At 36.7% G+C, this 15,672-nt stretch carries 15 protein-coding genes; 12 read left to right on the top strand and 3 right to left on the bottom strand.

Going from position 1 to position 15,672, the window contains the following annotated elements; genetic code table 11:
- The first annotated feature begins 72 nt into the window (after window positions 1-72).
- From BKP57_RS05420 to BKP57_RS05410, 3 genes are all read left to right on the top strand, one after another.
- Window positions 73-915 (top strand): CAP domain-containing protein, encoded by an 843-nt coding sequence (locus BKP57_RS05420; protein ID WP_072741122.1) that lies wholly within the window; start codon window positions 73-75, stop codon window positions 913-915.
- A 709-nt stretch (window positions 916-1,624) separates the two neighbouring features.
- A complete protein-coding gene (locus BKP57_RS05415) occupies window positions 1,625-2,386 on the top strand; it encodes a lysophospholipid acyltransferase family protein (protein ID WP_072741121.1) in 762 nt (253 codons plus the stop codon).
- A gap of 108 nt (window positions 2,387-2,494) precedes the next feature.
- The gene (locus BKP57_RS05410) at window positions 2,495-3,490 is read left to right on the top strand and encodes a glutaminase (RefSeq protein WP_050351584.1); all 996 of its coding nucleotides are present in this window, start codon (window positions 2,495-2,497) and stop codon (window positions 3,488-3,490) included.
- A 157-nt stretch (window positions 3,491-3,647) separates the two neighbouring features.
- Here the strand turns inward: BKP57_RS05410 and BKP57_RS05405 are convergent, their stop codons facing one another.
- On the bottom strand, window positions 3,648-5,000 hold the full coding sequence (locus BKP57_RS05405; protein WP_072741120.1) for an alanine/glycine:cation symporter family protein: 1,353 nt from the start codon (window positions 4,998-5,000) through the stop codon (window positions 3,648-3,650).
- A 241-nt stretch (window positions 5,001-5,241) separates the two neighbouring features.
- On the opposite strand from BKP57_RS05405, the gene BKP57_RS05400 reads away from it, so the two are divergent.
- The 5 genes from BKP57_RS05400 (at window position 5,242) to BKP57_RS05380 (ending at window position 8,258) form a co-directional block, all read left to right on the top strand.
- On the top strand, window positions 5,242-5,715 hold the full coding sequence (locus BKP57_RS05400; RefSeq protein ID WP_050349976.1) for a low molecular weight protein-tyrosine-phosphatase: 474 nt from the start codon (window positions 5,242-5,244) through the stop codon (window positions 5,713-5,715).
- Window positions 5,716-5,727: 12 nt separating this feature from the next.
- Entirely contained in the window at window positions 5,728-6,024 is a 297-nt protein-coding gene (locus BKP57_RS05395) for a hypothetical protein (protein WP_050349977.1), read from the top strand.
- A gap of 116 nt (window positions 6,025-6,140) precedes the next feature.
- On the top strand, window positions 6,141-6,965 hold the full coding sequence (locus BKP57_RS05390; RefSeq protein ID WP_050349978.1) for a YihY/virulence factor BrkB family protein: 825 nt from the start codon (window positions 6,141-6,143) through the stop codon (window positions 6,963-6,965).
- 112 nt (window positions 6,966-7,077) lie between these two features.
- Window positions 7,078-7,491, top strand: a complete 414-nt coding sequence (locus tag BKP57_RS05385; protein ID WP_050349979.1) for a YhfM domain-containing protein — start codon at window positions 7,078-7,080, stop codon at window positions 7,489-7,491.
- A 530-nt stretch (window positions 7,492-8,021) separates the two neighbouring features.
- On the top strand, window positions 8,022-8,258 hold the full coding sequence (locus tag BKP57_RS05380) for a hypothetical protein (RefSeq protein ID WP_050349980.1): 237 nt from the start codon (window positions 8,022-8,024) through the stop codon (window positions 8,256-8,258).
- A gap of 66 nt (window positions 8,259-8,324) precedes the next feature.
- Here the strand turns inward: BKP57_RS05380 and BKP57_RS05375 are convergent, their stop codons facing one another.
- On the bottom strand, window positions 8,325-10,223 hold the full coding sequence (locus BKP57_RS05375; RefSeq protein ID WP_050349981.1) for a heavy metal translocating P-type ATPase: 1,899 nt from the start codon (window positions 10,221-10,223) through the stop codon (window positions 8,325-8,327).
- Window positions 10,224-10,959: 736 nt separating this feature from the next.
- Here BKP57_RS05375 and BKP57_RS05370 point away from each other — a divergent pair.
- Together BKP57_RS05370 and BKP57_RS05365 are read left to right on the top strand one after the other, a co-directional pair.
- Window positions 10,960-11,838: a transporter substrate-binding domain-containing protein gene (locus BKP57_RS05370; protein WP_050349982.1), complete on the top strand. Its 879-nt coding sequence runs from the start codon at window positions 10,960-10,962 to the stop codon at window positions 11,836-11,838.
- Window positions 11,839-11,957: 119 nt separating this feature from the next.
- Complete coding sequence (locus BKP57_RS05365; RefSeq protein ID WP_373314170.1) at window positions 11,958-12,656, top strand: amino acid ABC transporter permease; 699 nt, start codon at window positions 11,958-11,960, stop codon at window positions 12,654-12,656.
- A 76-nt stretch (window positions 12,657-12,732) separates the two neighbouring features.
- Here the strand turns inward: BKP57_RS05365 and BKP57_RS05360 are convergent, their stop codons facing one another.
- A complete protein-coding gene (locus BKP57_RS05360; RefSeq protein ID WP_072741119.1) occupies window positions 12,733-13,908 on the bottom strand; it encodes an MFS transporter in 1,176 nt (391 codons plus the stop codon).
- Between the two features lie 491 nt (window positions 13,909-14,399).
- On the opposite strand from BKP57_RS05360, the gene BKP57_RS05355 reads away from it, so the two are divergent.
- Together BKP57_RS05355 and BKP57_RS05350 are read left to right on the top strand one after the other, a co-directional pair.
- A complete protein-coding gene (locus tag BKP57_RS05355; protein ID WP_072741118.1) occupies window positions 14,400-14,792 on the top strand; it encodes an OsmC family protein in 393 nt (130 codons plus the stop codon).
- Between the two features lie 67 nt (window positions 14,793-14,859).
- A complete protein-coding gene (locus BKP57_RS05350; protein ID WP_072741117.1) occupies window positions 14,860-15,660 on the top strand; it encodes a YfkD famly protein in 801 nt (266 codons plus the stop codon).
- The last annotated feature ends 12 nt before the right edge of the window (window positions 15,661-15,672 follow it).

Below are 15,672 nucleotides of genomic sequence, written 5' to 3'. Positions count from 1 at the left end.
CCACAATTATTACAAAAATTCCATGCTATGATGAATTTGCACAAAACAAAACCAAAGGGAGTGTAGATCAACATGTTTAAAAAGGTAGCTGTAGTAACAGCACTATCATCAGCTTTACTTTTTGGAGGAGCATTATCAGCTTCAGCAGATACTGTCGCAAAAGAACCAGCAAGTGGTCAGAAATATAAAGTCTATTATTCTATTAACGGTAATTGGCAAAGCATTTCTGAAGATAATATAAATAGTATGCTTCAAAAACATATGAAAAATAGAAATTGTTATGGACAAAAGATAGATTGGAATCATGTTCATAAACAAAACCAAGGCAATAAGCAGGAAGAACAAACTCAACCAGCAGACAAACAAAAAATAGAACGTCCTGAAGCTAATCAACCAGCAGAACAAACAAAGCAAACAGAACAAACTCCAAATGGACAAAAACCTGCTGCAAAACAACCAGTACAACAAGAAAATCCAAATGAGCAAAAAGTTCAAGAGCAGGAAAAACAAGAACCTACTCAAGCTGATAAGAGTGAATTAAGTCAATTTGAGCAGGAAGTAGTTGATTTAACAAATCAAGAAAGAGCAAAACAAGGTCTTCCAGCTTTAAAAGTAGATAAAGAGCTTAGTAAGGTAGCACGTGAAAAATCAAGAGATATGGCAACAAATGGATACTTTGCGCACAACAGTCCAACATATGGTTCACCATTTGATATGATGAAGAAATACGGCATTAGCTATTCTGCAGCAGGAGAGAATATCGCTAAAGGACAACGCAGCCCACAAGAAGTAGTCAATGCATGGATGAACAGCCAAGGGCACCGCGAAAACATTATGAATGCTAAATTTACACATATCGGTGTCGGTTATGTTCAACAAGGTAACCATTGGACGCAACAGTTTATTGGTAAATAAAATTTAAAAACAATCCCTCGATTTTCAGCTTGTAGAGAAACTGTATGGTTTCCTGCAAGCTTTTTTATTGTGGAAACTATAAAAATAGGTGCTTGGGGATAACGAAATAACTGAATAGCAGCCACGTCCGGCGCATGAGCCCAACAACGATGCGACTTTAGAAATGCGCCCTACGATAAGGCCTCATCGGTTCGTCGCTAAAAGGAAGGCCGACTAAAAACGGGCTTGCCGCTCAGACGTCGGCATACCCCTGTTTTAGTGGCATGATTCTTTATATCCGTTGATTCGTTCCATTCACTACGTTGCTAAACGGGCGCTTGCGCCTTTGTTCAAGAATAAGAAAGTATAAAATTTGTTGCTTTGGGATAAGGGAATAACTGAATAGCCACGTCCGGCTTCAGCGCCCAGCAACTAGGCGACTTCACGAAATCGCCCTACGATAAGTCATCATCGGTTCGTCGCTAAAAGGAAGGCCGACTAAAAACGGGCTTGCCGCCCGACGTCGGCATACCCCTGGTTGCAGGGGCATGATTCCTAAATCTTTAGTTGATTCGTTCCATTTGCTACGTTGCTAAACGGGCGCTTGCGCCTTTGTTCAACAAATGCTTTTTGTAAAACAATGCCATTACCAGTAGAGCTCTGTTTCTTTATCTTGCTGTTTATCTGTATACAAAGGTATAATAGCTTGTGGTGAAAGGAGTTCATTTAAATGATTCGAACGATAGGAATATACATATATGCCGGGTTACTTGTTCTCGGTACGTTTTTTAAATTGCAAAAAACAAAGAAATTGCAACATCAACTTTCCAAAGAAGAGATTTTCGTTCAACCAAGTCTTGTCTCTAGAAAGGTGTTTCAACGAACAGGAAGCACTATTGAAGTAGAAGGACAAGACAAGTTGCCAGAAGGTCCTGCTTTGTTTGTAGCGAATCATCAAGGTTTATTTGATATATTAGTATTGCTTGGCTATTTGGGAAAACCAGTCGGCTTTATAGCTAAGAAAGAAATTAAAAAGCTACCCATTATTTCGTCTTGGATGGAACTTGTTCGTTGTGTGTTTATTGACCGAAAAGACCGTCGGCAATCTGTCCGTGCTATTGGTCAAGGTATTGATTATTTGAAAACCGGGCATTCGATCGTTATTTTTCCTGAGGGAACAAGGAGTAGAGGCAAGCAAATGAATTCTTTTAAATCAGGGAGCTTTCGTTTAGCGATCAAAGCAAAAGTACCCATTGTTCCTATTGCTATAGACGGAACCTATCGAGTGCTTGAAGAACCGGGTGGAAAGATAAGACCTTCATCTGTTCGTTTAACGATTAAAGACGCTATCTATCCAGAAGAATATATGTCGATGAGCAGTAATGAAATTGCGGCAAAAGTGGAAGAAATGATTAGGCTGCAACTAAAGACAAATGAATTAGAACAGACTAAGGAAAAGGAAAAAGCAGAGCAACTACTCTCACCTAGGTAGGATAGATAGAAGTGATCAGGTAAATCGAGGGAAGTTAAATGAACCAAAGCTCACGATTTCACGTTTTTAGTTTTAATTTCCGAGACATACTATAATTGAGGTGATAACATGGTGCAAGGTACGGTGAATTGGAATACAGAAATTACCAAAGAATGGTTGCAATCCTATGTTGATGACTGGGTGAAATTTTATAAAAAAGAGACGACACAAGGTAAAGTAGCTTCATATATTCCAGTTTTAAAGCAAGCTAATCCAAATCATTTAGGAATTTCCATTATCGGGAAAAATGGTATGACAGTTCATTCAGGAGACGTAGGAATTCCGTTTACAATTCAAAGTATTTCCAAGATATTTAGTTTCATCGTTGCTTGTATAGAAAGAGGAGTTGCCTATGTTCTTGATCGCGTGGATGTTGAGCCCACAGGAGAGGCATTTAACTCCATTATGCATTTGGAGATGCGTAAAATAAAAAAACCGTTTAATCCGTTTATTAATGCTGGGGCGATAACCGTTACGTCGCTATTGAATGGAAAAAATTCCTCAGAAAAACTCGAAGCCCTTTTTGAATTGTTTACGAAAATCCTTGGTTACCGTCCACATATAAATAAAGATGTATATGTATCTGAAAGGGAAACATCAGTAAGAAATCGGGCTATTGGATATTATCTTGTAGAACTTGGATATTTGGAATCAGAGTTAGAATTAACACTGGAGACGTATTTTAAACAATGCTCAATAGAGGTAACTACAGAAGATTTAGCTAAGCTTGGATTAGTTTTAGCTAATGACGGGATGAATCCACATACAAATGAAGAAATTATTCCGAGAAATGTCGTTCGCCTTGCGAAAGCTTTAATGTTAACTTGCGGCATGTATGATGCTTCAGGTAAGTTTGCTGCATATGTCGGTATCCCAGCGAAAAGTGGTGTTTCAGGTGGAATAATTGCAACTGCTCCTCCGAGAGTTCGAGATGAAGTGCTCCCGTTTGTTGAAGGGTGTGGAATTGGCTTATATGGACCTGCTTTGGATGATAAAGGAAATAGTATAGCAGGTATTAAATTGCTGAAGCATATTGCAACAAAGTGGGATTTAAGTATTTTTTAGCAGCATTTTGGATACTTCTGGTCAGAACAAGATCACATTGATAAAAACGCTTGGATGGCAAGAAAGTCATTTAAGCGTTTTTATCTGTTGTGAGATGTAGTCCGTCCGTAATGATTGCTTTTGCGTACAAAACGAACCTGTAGTTTGCTTTATTTTATTATCCTGTTTCAGCTTTCGCCTGTTCTTTTTCTTCTTTAGCTACTTTAAGGAATTTTTTCGTTTCATAAACGACAACGCCAGACAGACCTAATAAACCAATTAAGTTAGGTAAAGCCATTAAAGCGTTCATAATATCTGAAATACCCCAAACGATATCTAGTTTCTCCGTGGATCCATATAATAGGGCTAAGACGAAAGCAACGCGATAATAAGGAATAGCTTTATCACTAAATAAGTATGAAAAGCATTTCTCACCGTAATAGGACCAGCCGATAATAGTCGAAAAAGCGAATAAGATAATCCCAATGGTAACAATATATCCGCCTGCGTCACCGAGGAAAGCAGAGAAAGAAGCTGTTGTTAAATCTCCACCGGAAAGTTCACCTTGATACATATCAGCCATAATAATGGTAATTGCTGTAATGGAGCAGACGATAATCGTATCAAAAAACACTTGTGTCATAGATACGAGAGCTTGACGACCAGGATAGTCCGTTCTAGCAGCTGCAGCTGCAATGGGTGCTGAGCCTAAACCAGCTTCATTTGAAAATACACCTCGAGCTACCCCGTAGCGAATAACGGTTCCTAGAACGCCTCCCCCTAATGCACTCCCTGTAAACGCATCGGTAAAAATAAGTTCAAAAACACCTGGTACGATATCCAGATTCGTGAAGACGATAATGAAACCACCAATCACATAAAATAATGCCATAAACGGGACTAAAAGTGCTGTAATGCGCCCGATCCCCTTAATGCCCCCAACAATAACTAAACCGACTAATAAAGTTAAAACTATTCCAGTCGCTAAAGGTGGAACTTGAAATGTATTGGCGAGAGCATCAGAAACAGCTTTTGATTGCACCATGTTGCCAATACCAAATGCAGCTATCGAACCAAAGATAGCAAAAATGACTCCGAGCCATTTTGCACGTAACCCTTTTTCTAAATAATACATAGGTCCGCCAGACATTTGTCCCTTGCTATCTTCAACTCGATATTTCACTGCAAGAATAGCTTCAGCATATTTTGTCGCCATCCCAAATAACGCCGATACCCACATCCAGAATACGGCACCAGGTCCACCGAGTACAACAGCTGTTGCCACACCAACAATATTACCGGTACCAATTGTGGCGGCCATTGCTGTTGTTAATGCTTGATAATGACTAATATCGCCTTTTGATTTTTCATCCTGTTTACTAGGACTAAAGGTTAATTTCAATGCGTAGGGCAGTGTTCGAAATTGAAAAAAACCTAACCGAATAGTGAGAAATAACCCTGTCCCGAGTATGAGCACTAAAGTTGGCGGACCCCAAACAAAATGACTAATTTGTTGAATAATGTCCATCATCAATTTCTTTCCTCCTTTTGGTTTGTAAATAAAATATTCCGAAAAATGGAGTTATCTGTCAAGAGTAAAATTATTCCTTTTTCTTTATAATAAAGTTGTAACTCCGCATAAAAAAACGTTAAATTGACTTTATGGTAACTTTTGGATTTATTAAGGAAGTGAATTTAATAGAAACTTTTGCTGTTAGGAGTGAAGTTGCTTATAATAGAATAGAACAATTTGCAAAAAAGTGGGTGGTCGGATGATCCGGGTAATTTTTGTTTGTCTTGGTAATATTTGTCGCTCGCCAATGGCTGAAGCAATTTTTGCTGATTTATTAAAAAAAGAGAATCTCACAGACAAAATAGAGGTAGATTCTGCTGGAACCGGTAGTTGGCATATAGGAAATCCACCTCATGAAGAAACGATAGCGATTTTAAAAAAACACGATGTGGCAGCGGACGGTTTAAAAGCGCGGCAAATAACTGCGCACGATAAAGGGAATGCTGATTATATAATTGCCATGGATGAGCAAAATAAACAAGATGTATTGCAAATGTTTGGTGAAGACGAAACAGTTCGGATAGCAAAATTGATGGATTTTGTTGAAAGAGCTGAAGAAGCAAATGTTCCTGACCCTTATTTTACAGGTAATTTTGCTTATACATATGAGTTGGTATCTGAAGGATGCTACCAACTCTTGCAGTATTTAAAACAAACACATTCTATAGTCTAAGGAGCGAAAATGATGGGAAAAAGAAAATTAGTCACAGGTGTAGTAATTGGCGCAGCAGCAGGGGGATTAATGAGTTTGTTGGATAAGGAAACAAGAGCTTATGCTAAAGAAAAAGTTACATCGGCTAGGTCTGGAGCAAGCTACTTAGTGAAAAATCCTTCTGAAGCTATCCGCAAGGTTCGGACTGCCTTTGATACATTTAATCAAGCGTTCGCAAAAGGTGCAGAAAATACGATAAACGCACTAGATCAAGCTGAAACAACGCTTGATAAAATTACGAATAAGCGCCAGATAGATCGAATAGAATAGATTAGCTACTTGTAAAAGGCATGAACGATCCAAGAGTGGAAAGTGGTTATAAAGACATTAACCGATGTTTAATAAGGGCTTATTAAACATGAGGGAACAAGTTTGGGAGTAGGACAATGGTAAATAAAGTTATTTTATTTGGAAAGCAGGTCTATCAACGGATGATAGATATAGATCTGTTTGGCTTGGCTGCTCAACTGGCTTTTTTCTTTCTGTTGTCACTGTTTCCTTTTCTATTATTTTTAGTGACACTTGTCGGATATTTACCAATGGATGAGTTAGCTGTGTTGGACATTATTTCTTCCTACGCTCCACCTCAAATTGTGGAATTGATTTCGACAAATGTTACCAATTTGATTCGTCAAAGAAATGGCGGATTGCTTTCATTTGGTATTATAGCTACGTTATGGGCAGCATCAAATGGAGTTAATGCTTTAATGCGCGGCTTTAATTATGCTTATGAAGTTGATGAAAACCGTTCTTTCATTGTATCAAGGCTCATCGCTATTGTGCTTACAATAGCGATGATGGCAATTATTATTATAGCATTATTATTACCGATTTTCGGGAAGTTGGTAGGGACTTATTTATTCTCATTTGTCGGTTTATCAGAAGGGTTTATTACCGTTTGGGAAGCTTTGCGCTGGGTTGTTTCTTCCATTGTTTTCTTTATTGTTTTTCTTGCGTTATATAAGCTTGCCCCGAATAAACGCATTTATTTAAAAAATGCTGCCGCTGGAGCTTTATTTGCGACAGTAGCATGGCAGTTAGTTTCACTCGGTTTTTCTTATTATGTAAGCAATATTGGGAATTATTCAGCAATGTATGGTAGCCTCGGTGCCGTAATTGCACTAATGATTTGGTTTTATTTATCAGGAATTATTATTCTTACCGGTGGCTTAATAAATGCTATTATTCGAAAAAATAAGCTGATGAAGTAATTGCTAAAGAAGGGTCTTTGACTTAGTTATTTACATTTCATTTCTTTGCCTGTGAATGTTATAATAGATGTTAATACTTTCAATTTATTGTAATATTATGGAGGGTAGCTGATTGAAAAAATATTTACTATTATCGATCCTTTTCTTAGCTTTTTTATTAAATGGATGTTCTGATGAAAAAATCCCCTTATCTGAACAAGTAGAACAAATAAAAGAAATAAAAATATCCAATACAAAAGAGGATTATAGTAAGTCATTTTCCGATTCAGAAGAAATAAAAATATTTAAAAGTGCAATTAAACAAGCTAAAAAACAAGCAACCAATACAGAAGAATACGATTATGATATGGCAATAGTCTTTAATGATAAGTCAGATGATTTTTATGAAAGGCTTCTACAGATAACTAGAAATGATGAAAATGAAATTGTTTTAAATTACCTTGGATATGAAGAAGATACTTATGTTATAGATAAAACTAACTCAAGTAAAATAATTGACCTAATTTACGGACATAATAAACAATAAACTGAAAGATAAAAAATTTTAATGCTAATCATAACATGTCTAACAAAAAATGCGATTCGTTATATAGGATATTTTTCCTGACTCTTACACTCATGATTTCAGGTTTTGTTATTGTTACAATTGCTAAAGATTTAAGTGATTGTCCTTTCCGATACGTTATATGAGCTAGTGTTGTATGTATTGTTTCGACTATTAAAATGCTTAAACTATTTTTTTTAAAAAGACTTTGCTTGTCGCCAAGTCTTATGGCGAAAGCCTTTGTTTCTTATACTATAAACCAAAAAATCTTATACTTTCCTGGTGTGAAAAAAGCCAGTTGCTTTGTGGTATCCATAACTCAGCAACTGGCTTTTTTCTTACATTCAAGCACCTCTGACTTTTTCAATTCCTTATAGCTTTTTCACCAATTTGACGATGACCATTTTCCATATTCCCAATAATTTCAGCGGACTGGCTTTCAACAGTATAGCAGGTAATTTTCTGCACCACAAAAAGAGTTCGTTTTTTCTTCCGTCATGATACGTTAATAGTTGATAGCAAAAGCAGCAATTATTGCTGGACGTTTTGAAGTACAATATGAGCATGACAAAATAAAAGTTGAAATTGACGAAAAAAATAAACAAGCAGTAAAAAAAGATAACAAGGGAGAATATCAAGGTGTAATAGAACAAAATATAAAAAAAATAATGGGCGCGGATGGTCATGAAGATAATAGTTTTAAATATGCTATTGCTAAGGTGAAAATGGGTGTAAAAGATCGAGGATAAGTGATACTTTAATGCAAACATATGCCTTAGGGAAATCATCTGTCTCTAAAGCATATGTTATAGAAGTTATTTTAACAATCTTAAACCATTTAAAATAACCAAAATAGTACTTCCTTCGTGTCCTATAACGCCTAATGGCATGTCAAGGACTTGTAAGAAGTTGGATGCGATAAGTACAGCAATGACTGCGAGCGAAAAGAATATATTTTGCTTTACAACTCGATTCATTTTTTGTGAAGTATGAATGGCATTGATAATTCTGCTAAGATTATTTTTCATGAGTACCACATCTGCTGTTTCTAAGGCAACATCTGTCCCTTCGCCCATAGCGATGCCAATATTAGCGGTTGCTAATGCAGGACCATCATTAATGCCATCACCGACCATTGCTACGTGCTGATAGGCTTCTTTCAGTTTCTTAATCTCCTCCACCTTTTCATGAGGCAAACAATTCGCTACATATTCATCAATTCCTGCTTCCTCAGCTATCGCTTTTGCTGTAAGCTCATGATCTCCTGTAAGCATCAACGTATGGATTCCTTGCTGTTTTAAAAGTTTGATAGCTTGAATACTATCGTTTCTTACAGTATCTTTGAGCGCAAATAAAGCAACGACTTGGTCGCCCTTTTTAACATATACAATCGTTTTGCCTTCAGCGGCAAGTTGTTTGGTTGTATGTTCGAAATAAGCTTCAAAACCAATATAGTCTGGTTTACCAATTTCCCATGTTACATTTTGGATAATGGCTGAAATGCCATTTCCCGCCAAAGTAAATACAGATACCTGAATGTCTTGCGGAAGAACATCTATCTTATTTTGTCTACAAAAAGTAACGATGGCATGAGCTAGTGGGTGAGTAGAATCTTGTTCCATGGCCATTGCAATTGGCAATATTTCCTCTTTAGTATAATCTGGATGGATATGGAAATCTGTCACTTCGGGCTTTCCGTTGGTTAACGTTCCTGTTTTGTCGAAGGCGATCGCCTGAATATGTCCAATATTTTCAATATGTACGCCACCTTTAAATAGCACACCTGCTCTGGCGCTTTTGGAGATAGCAGATAGTGTTGCTGGCATTATTGAGGCAACAAGGGCACATGGAGAAGCGACAACTAATAGAATCATAGCTCGATAGATACTTTCCTGAATCGTCCAGTCAAATAAAAAATACGGAATAAACATCATAAAAAAGACAACCACTAAAACAATTTTTACATAGGCCCCTTCAAATTTTTCAATAAATAACTGTGATGGAGATTTTTCCTCCTGAGCTGATTGGATCATTTGAATGATCTGTTGAAATAATGTTTGGTTTGCTGGTTTCGTGATTTGAATATATATGGAACCATCTAATGCCACTGTGCCTGCAAGCACTTCGTTACCTTCCGTTTTTCTAACTGGAATAGCTTCGCCGGTAATGGCACTTTCGTCAATCGACGTTTCCCCGCGGTCAATCTCTCCATCTGCTGGAATACGCTCTCCTGCTCGTACATAAATGATATCATTTATTTGCAAAGAGGAAACAGGAACAATTTCTTTTTCTTCCCCATCTATTCTCAATGCTTTTTCAGGCTGTAATTTCATCAGCGAAGAGATTTCTTTGTTACTTTTATTCATAGTATATGTTTCAAGTGCACCGGACAAAGCAAAGATAAAGATTAGAATTGCTCCCTCTGTCCAATAACCGATAGCTGCAGCACCAATAGCAGCAAAGATCATTAGCATCTCTACATTTAAGTCTTTATTACGAATGGTTTCTGTAATGCCTTCTTTTGCTTTTGCATAGCCCCCAATTATAAATGCAATCAAATGGAGAATCACCCAAAGAGGCTGAGAGAGATAAGCTTCCAACGACCAAGTGACTGCAATTAATAAACCACTAAATAAAGCTGCAATAAGTTCTTTGTGTTCAGAAATTTTTTGAATTGTATTAGAGGGGTGTGGTGAGCTAGTTTTGGCTGACATGTTCCGTCTCTCCAATCATTATTCTCTTTTTTTTAAAGTAATTATTAAATGGTATTTATTATTATATTAGCATTTTATAAAGTGAAGTCAAGATAAAAATATGGATCTATGATTATTTTATCATGAAATGGAGATGAAAAGGTCTTTTTCATGTTAAATATATGCAAAATCAGCGCGAATGTTACTGTTTTTTGAATTTCACATGACTTGTTGTTTGGTAACTGAATAATAATAATTAGTGTTAAAAGATATGAAATGTTATATTGTAATTTTCTAATTAAAATAGATAAGGAGGTTGTCAGTGTTTTTGAAGATAAGAAACCAGCATGGCTCGACTAGAGCGCGAGCCACCATCTAACATGAAAAAACTTTTGCTTTATAATGTTTAGATTCTTAAAATACTGTCTAAAATAAATGAGTTAGATAAGTTAAATAGAGTTGTTTTTTCATACAAAAGTATAAAGCGAGGTGCTTTTGGATAAGGAAATAACCGAATAGCTACGTCCGGATCCATTGTCCAGCAACGATGCGATTTTAGAAATGCGCCCTAAGATAAGGCATATCGGTTCGTCGCCTGATTCTATTCCAAGACCTTTAAGTCATTGCCCTCTGGTGCTAATCATCATGTGGCGAATAAAAGAGTAAGTACCAATGATTGAAGTTTCACTTTATTTTATCCTTGCATTCTGTTACAATCCGATATGTAATTATAAATATAACAGATAGGAGAATGGCTATGAAATATCTTAGAATAGCTTTCATATTTATTGTTTCAATAGTATTATTAAGCGCTTGTTCCAGTGACTCCAATGATGATAACAGTAAGGATGAACAAGAAGTAACAGGTGAAAAATGGCAAGAAATAAAAGATAAAGGAGAGCTTATTGTTGGAACTTCTGGCACACTTATAGCAGCATCCTATTACGATGGAGATAAAAAAAGTGAAGACCAGCTTACTGGTTATGATGTAGAAGTAATGCGAGAAGTTGCTAAACGACTGGATCTCGATATTTCGTTTGAAATTATGGGGATTGATAGCATGTTACCAGCAATAAAAAGTGGAAGAATTGATGTCGCCGCTAATGATATAGAAGCAACAGACAAGCGAAAAGAGTCATTTAATTTTAGTGAACCATACAAATATTCCTATTCTACGATGGTAGTACGAAAAGATGATAATTCCGGCATTGAATCTCTTGAAGATTTAAAAGGGAAAAAAGCTGGTGGAGGAGCGACAACGATTTACAGTCAAATCGCGGAGCATTTTGGCGCAGAAGTCGTTACGTATGGAAATGCGCCTAATGAAGCGTATTTACGCGATGTTCACAATGGAAGAACAGATGTTATTGTGAATGACTACTATCTATCTAAATTTGGTGTAGCAGGTTTTCCGGAGTTTGATATTCATCTTCATCCTAACTTGAAATTCCATCCTACAGAGCAGGCGGTCGTGATTCCACAAGGAGCAGATACACTTACAGAAAAAATCAATCATGCTTTGAGCGAGATGCGAGAAGATGGAACATTAACAGAATTAGCAACCAAATTCTATCAAGAAGATGCTTCTCAAAAGCCTGAAGGTGATATCGAGCCAATCGAAGGGTTAGACTTATAACAATTTAATTCTATCATTCGAGAAGTAGACGAAACTGATTAGACGAGCTGCATGCATTTAAAACCATCCATGGGAAATCCTGTGGATGGTTTGTTGAATACATGATTGGAGGGATTATATTGACTATTCAAGGAATTAATTTGAATGAAATATTTGATGTTCAATTGGCAGTAGAAAATCTTCCATTTGTATTAAGTGGCTTACCGATGACATTGCTTGTCTCAATTATTGGTATGTTGATTGGGCTCGTTTTAGGTCTATTACTTGCTTTAGTCCGAAATTCAAACTATTCTTTCCTAAAATTTCCAGCTAGACTGTACATATCGTTTATGCGTGGAACGCCGATGCTTGTTTTTTTATTTATTCTTTACTTTGGACTTCCTGTTATTGGTATTAAATTAACGGCATTAATGGCAGCGTGTTTAGGGTTTGGTCTCAATAGTGCTGCTTATATTGCAGAAATTGACCGAGCTTCGTTAAATAGTATTGATAAAGGACAATGGGAGTCTGCTAAAGCATTAAATTTAACCTATTGGCAGACATTGCGAAAAGTGATTTTGCCACAAGCTGTCAGAATAGCCATCCCTCCATTGACGAATGTTTTTATGGATTTAGTAAAGGCTACCTCTTTAGCAGCGGTTATTACTGTACCGGAACTCTTCCAAAAAACACAAATTGTTGCAGGAAGAGAGTTTGATGCAATGACTATGTATATTCTTGTAGCACTTATTTATTGGCCAATTTGTATTGTCATTGCTTTTATACAAGAACGTTTAGAAGCACATTATAGTAAGTTTATTGTACATGAAATGGTCTAAAGGTTGATTTGCTCTTTAGCTATAACAGTAATCTGACAGGATATTTTCATTGTTTATTCTGTCAGATTACGTACGATTATAAATTAAAGCCCCCTATTTGTTCTTGCTGCGTTCTTTTAAATAGCATAGCTATCGTAATCAACATAAGGATTGAAGTAATAAAATAAAAAAATGACACTCCTTGGAAAACGTCAATAAAATACCCACCGATAAAAGGCCCACTAATGCTACCAATACTGAACATGATTCCAACCATTAAATTTCCCGCTGGAAGTAAGTTTCCTGGCAACAGATCTGTCATATATGAGATGCCTAATGAGAATAAGGAACCTACACACATCCCTGCTAATGTAAACAGGATAAATAAAGCGACGATAGAATTCTCCCATAGTGCAGCAAGCAGAAAGCATAAAGAACCGAGCAGTAAAACCGTAATGAGTATTGACTTTCTCCCGAATTTATCACTTAACGCACCAAGTGGAAATTGCGTAATCAAACTTCCTGCTGCAAAACAAGGAATGATAAGGGCTAGAATGTCTACATGATGACCAATCCGTAATCCATAGATGGGAAAAATACTATGTAAGGAAGCTTCTAAAAAGCCATACCCAAAACCTGGTAACATGGCAACCCAAGCTATTTTTATGGTTTGTTTAAAGCGTTGTACGGAACTTGTCGGATATACAGGATCTACAGAGTGCTCAGGCCATTGATTACGAAGCAACAATAATAATGACCATACCAATAAACTTAGAACAGCAGAAACGAGAAAAGGAACGGATTGATGAATTGAGAGAAGTCTTGTCATCAACGGACCTAACGCAAAGCCTGCTCCGAATGATAAGCCATAGAGGGCAATGCTGCGTCCTCTTGTTTCTACTGTAGCTGTTGCAGTAATCCATGTTTGTGTTCCAAAATGTAGCATTTGGTCACCGATGCCTATCGTTAAACGCAGGATAAACCAAAACCATAAAGACTCCCATACGGGAAATATAGCGAGTGATAGAATGACCAGCAGACCACCAATAAAGATAATTGGCTTAAAGCCAAATTTTCGCATCGGCTTTTCCATAAACGGAGAGGCTATTAAAACTCCAATATACAAACCGGTGGCATGTAAACCATTAATGGAAGAGGAAAAACCATTTTGTTCTAATATGATGGAAAGTAAAGGAAGCAACATTCCTTGAGAAAAACCTGATATAAAAACAAGCGCAATTAATATCCAGAAACGATAATTTGTGATTTGCATGATGTTCTCCTTTCTTAGCAGCTCTAGCCTTTTTGTAGATTATTGTATGACCTTGCTCATTAAATGGAGTGTGTACTGAGGGGGCTCCACCGTTTGCACATGTCACGCTGATGTCCGAGCATCCTTCGCATAATTTCTCGCATGTCACGCCGAGGTTCGATCAACCTCCTGTTTTTCGTGCATCCCCACTGGAGTCTACATATAGTTTCGAAGCTAAATTAACGCTTCATTCGCCTTTAGAGTTAATATTTTCGTTATGTCTGTCCTAGCCTCACAAAAATACTTTTGCTGTAAGAGTAATGGTAATATGTTAAAACATGTACTTAGTAATTGGATTGAAATGGATCTAACAGCATATGGGTATTTGGATAAACCTAGAAACAATTTACTAATAATCTATGAAAAGGTCAATTATTGTGAATAAAGTAACGATATCGTTTATGATAAAAGTAGTAAGGTTAGTTAAAAAATAAATGGGAGGGGAATTATTAATGAAATTACATTTAAAAGAACATGGGTTTAGAACAAAATTAGACTTTGGACAGCTGGAAATTTCAGGAGATGAGGAATTTGGCTTTCGTCCATACCAGTTGATGGTTGCCTCAATTGCAAGCTGCAGCGGATCCGTGTTTCGGAAAATCCTTCAAAAGCAACGGATAGACGTTCAAGACATGCAAATAAATGCAGAAATAGAGAGAAATAAAGCAGAGGCAAATCGTATCGAAAAGATAGTGCTTACGTTTATCATTAAAGGAAGTCGTTTAGATGCAGATAAATTATACAAAAATCTGCATGTAGCACGGAAAAACTGTTCCATGGTACGGTCGGTAGAAGACAGTATTGAAATTGTAGAGAAGATAGAGATCATTGAATTAAGTAGATGATTTATCAGCAGGGGTATAAAATTCATATGTCAGAAAAACACTAAAGAAAAAAGAAAGGGTATGACATATGAATAGACGGAAACATTATTTTTTACTACTCCTTTGTATTGCTTTATTAGTAGCTGCTTTTTGGCCAAGCAATATGATAGCTAAAGAAAAGAAAAAGAACGCTTTTGATATACCAAGCCATGTACTAAATATTTCAAAAGATAACACTTTTCCCAACTCAACAGAGGACGAGGAAGTGATTGAGCCGAGTGAATTGACAAAGGAATTGATGGATGGGTTAGACATTAAAATTGAAAATCCAGTTTTAATTAAAATGTTCAATGAGACTAGCTTGAATCCTTCACCGGTCGCATTTGGATATCGAGGAATGGTTTATTTAGGACGTTGGCCGTTGAATTATGAGTCTTTAGAAACGACCATTAATTGGGAGTATCAGCAAGTAAATAAGAATGAGCTAAATAACACAGGAGCTTCAGAACCCCAGGAGATAAATTATGTACAGCAAGAACAAAAGGAAATTAAAGGGGCGCTCACGAACAAAATTACTAATCCGTCGGATGTAAAAAAGATGATGCTGTTAAAAGCAAAAGAAAAAACCAAGCTCCCTCTCTCCTATAAGACAGTCATTGGGAAAAATACGAAGAAAGACAATACGTACAAAGTTCCAGACGATAAGTATGGGGTGCTTCAATCCTATGCGCCTGCAGTAAATGAAAAGGGACAAGTTACTTTTGGTGAAGTGTATGTGAAATTAAAGGGCTCCAAAAAATCCATCGCCGTAAAAAATGTCACTAAACAAGGAATAGGAGCTTGGATACCGATTCAAGATCATGTCTCATTTTCTTATCAATTAAAATAGTTTTGGTATGAG

The organism is Virgibacillus sp. 6R, assembly GCF_001895305.1.
GTDB lineage: Bacteria > Bacillota > Bacilli > Bacillales > Amphibacillaceae > Virgibacillus > Virgibacillus pantothenticus.
Note: the sequence above shows the minus strand (reverse complement) of the source record. Positions and strands in the feature narration are given on the sequence as shown.

Coding starts and splice junctions, on each gene's coding strand:
- BKP57_RS05420 (WP_072741122.1), top strand. CDS start 73: ATGTTTAAAAAGGTAGCTGTAGTAACAGCACTATCATCAGCTTTACTT.
- BKP57_RS05415 (WP_072741121.1), top strand. CDS start 1,625: ATGATTCGAACGATAGGAATATACATATATGCCGGGTTACTTGTTCTC.
- BKP57_RS05410 (WP_050351584.1), top strand. CDS start 2,495: ATGGTGCAAGGTACGGTGAATTGGAATACAGAAATTACCAAAGAATGG.
- BKP57_RS05405 (WP_072741120.1), bottom strand. CDS start 5,000: ATGATGGACATTATTCAACAAATTAGTCATTTTGTTTGGGGTCCGCCA.
- BKP57_RS05400 (WP_050349976.1), top strand. CDS start 5,242: ATGATCCGGGTAATTTTTGTTTGTCTTGGTAATATTTGTCGCTCGCCA.
- BKP57_RS05395 (WP_050349977.1), top strand. CDS start 5,728: ATGGGAAAAAGAAAATTAGTCACAGGTGTAGTAATTGGCGCAGCAGCA.
- BKP57_RS05390 (WP_050349978.1), top strand. CDS start 6,141: ATGGTAAATAAAGTTATTTTATTTGGAAAGCAGGTCTATCAACGGATG.
- BKP57_RS05375 (WP_050349981.1), bottom strand. CDS start 10,223: ATGTCAGCCAAAACTAGCTCACCACACCCCTCTAATACAATTCAAAAA.
- BKP57_RS05370 (WP_050349982.1), top strand. CDS start 10,960: ATGAAATATCTTAGAATAGCTTTCATATTTATTGTTTCAATAGTATTA.
- BKP57_RS05360 (WP_072741119.1), bottom strand. CDS start 13,908: ATGCAAATCACAAATTATCGTTTCTGGATATTAATTGCGCTTGTTTTT.
- BKP57_RS05355 (WP_072741118.1), top strand. CDS start 14,400: ATGAAATTACATTTAAAAGAACATGGGTTTAGAACAAAATTAGACTTT.
- BKP57_RS05350 (WP_072741117.1), top strand. CDS start 14,860: ATGAATAGACGGAAACATTATTTTTTACTACTCCTTTGTATTGCTTTA.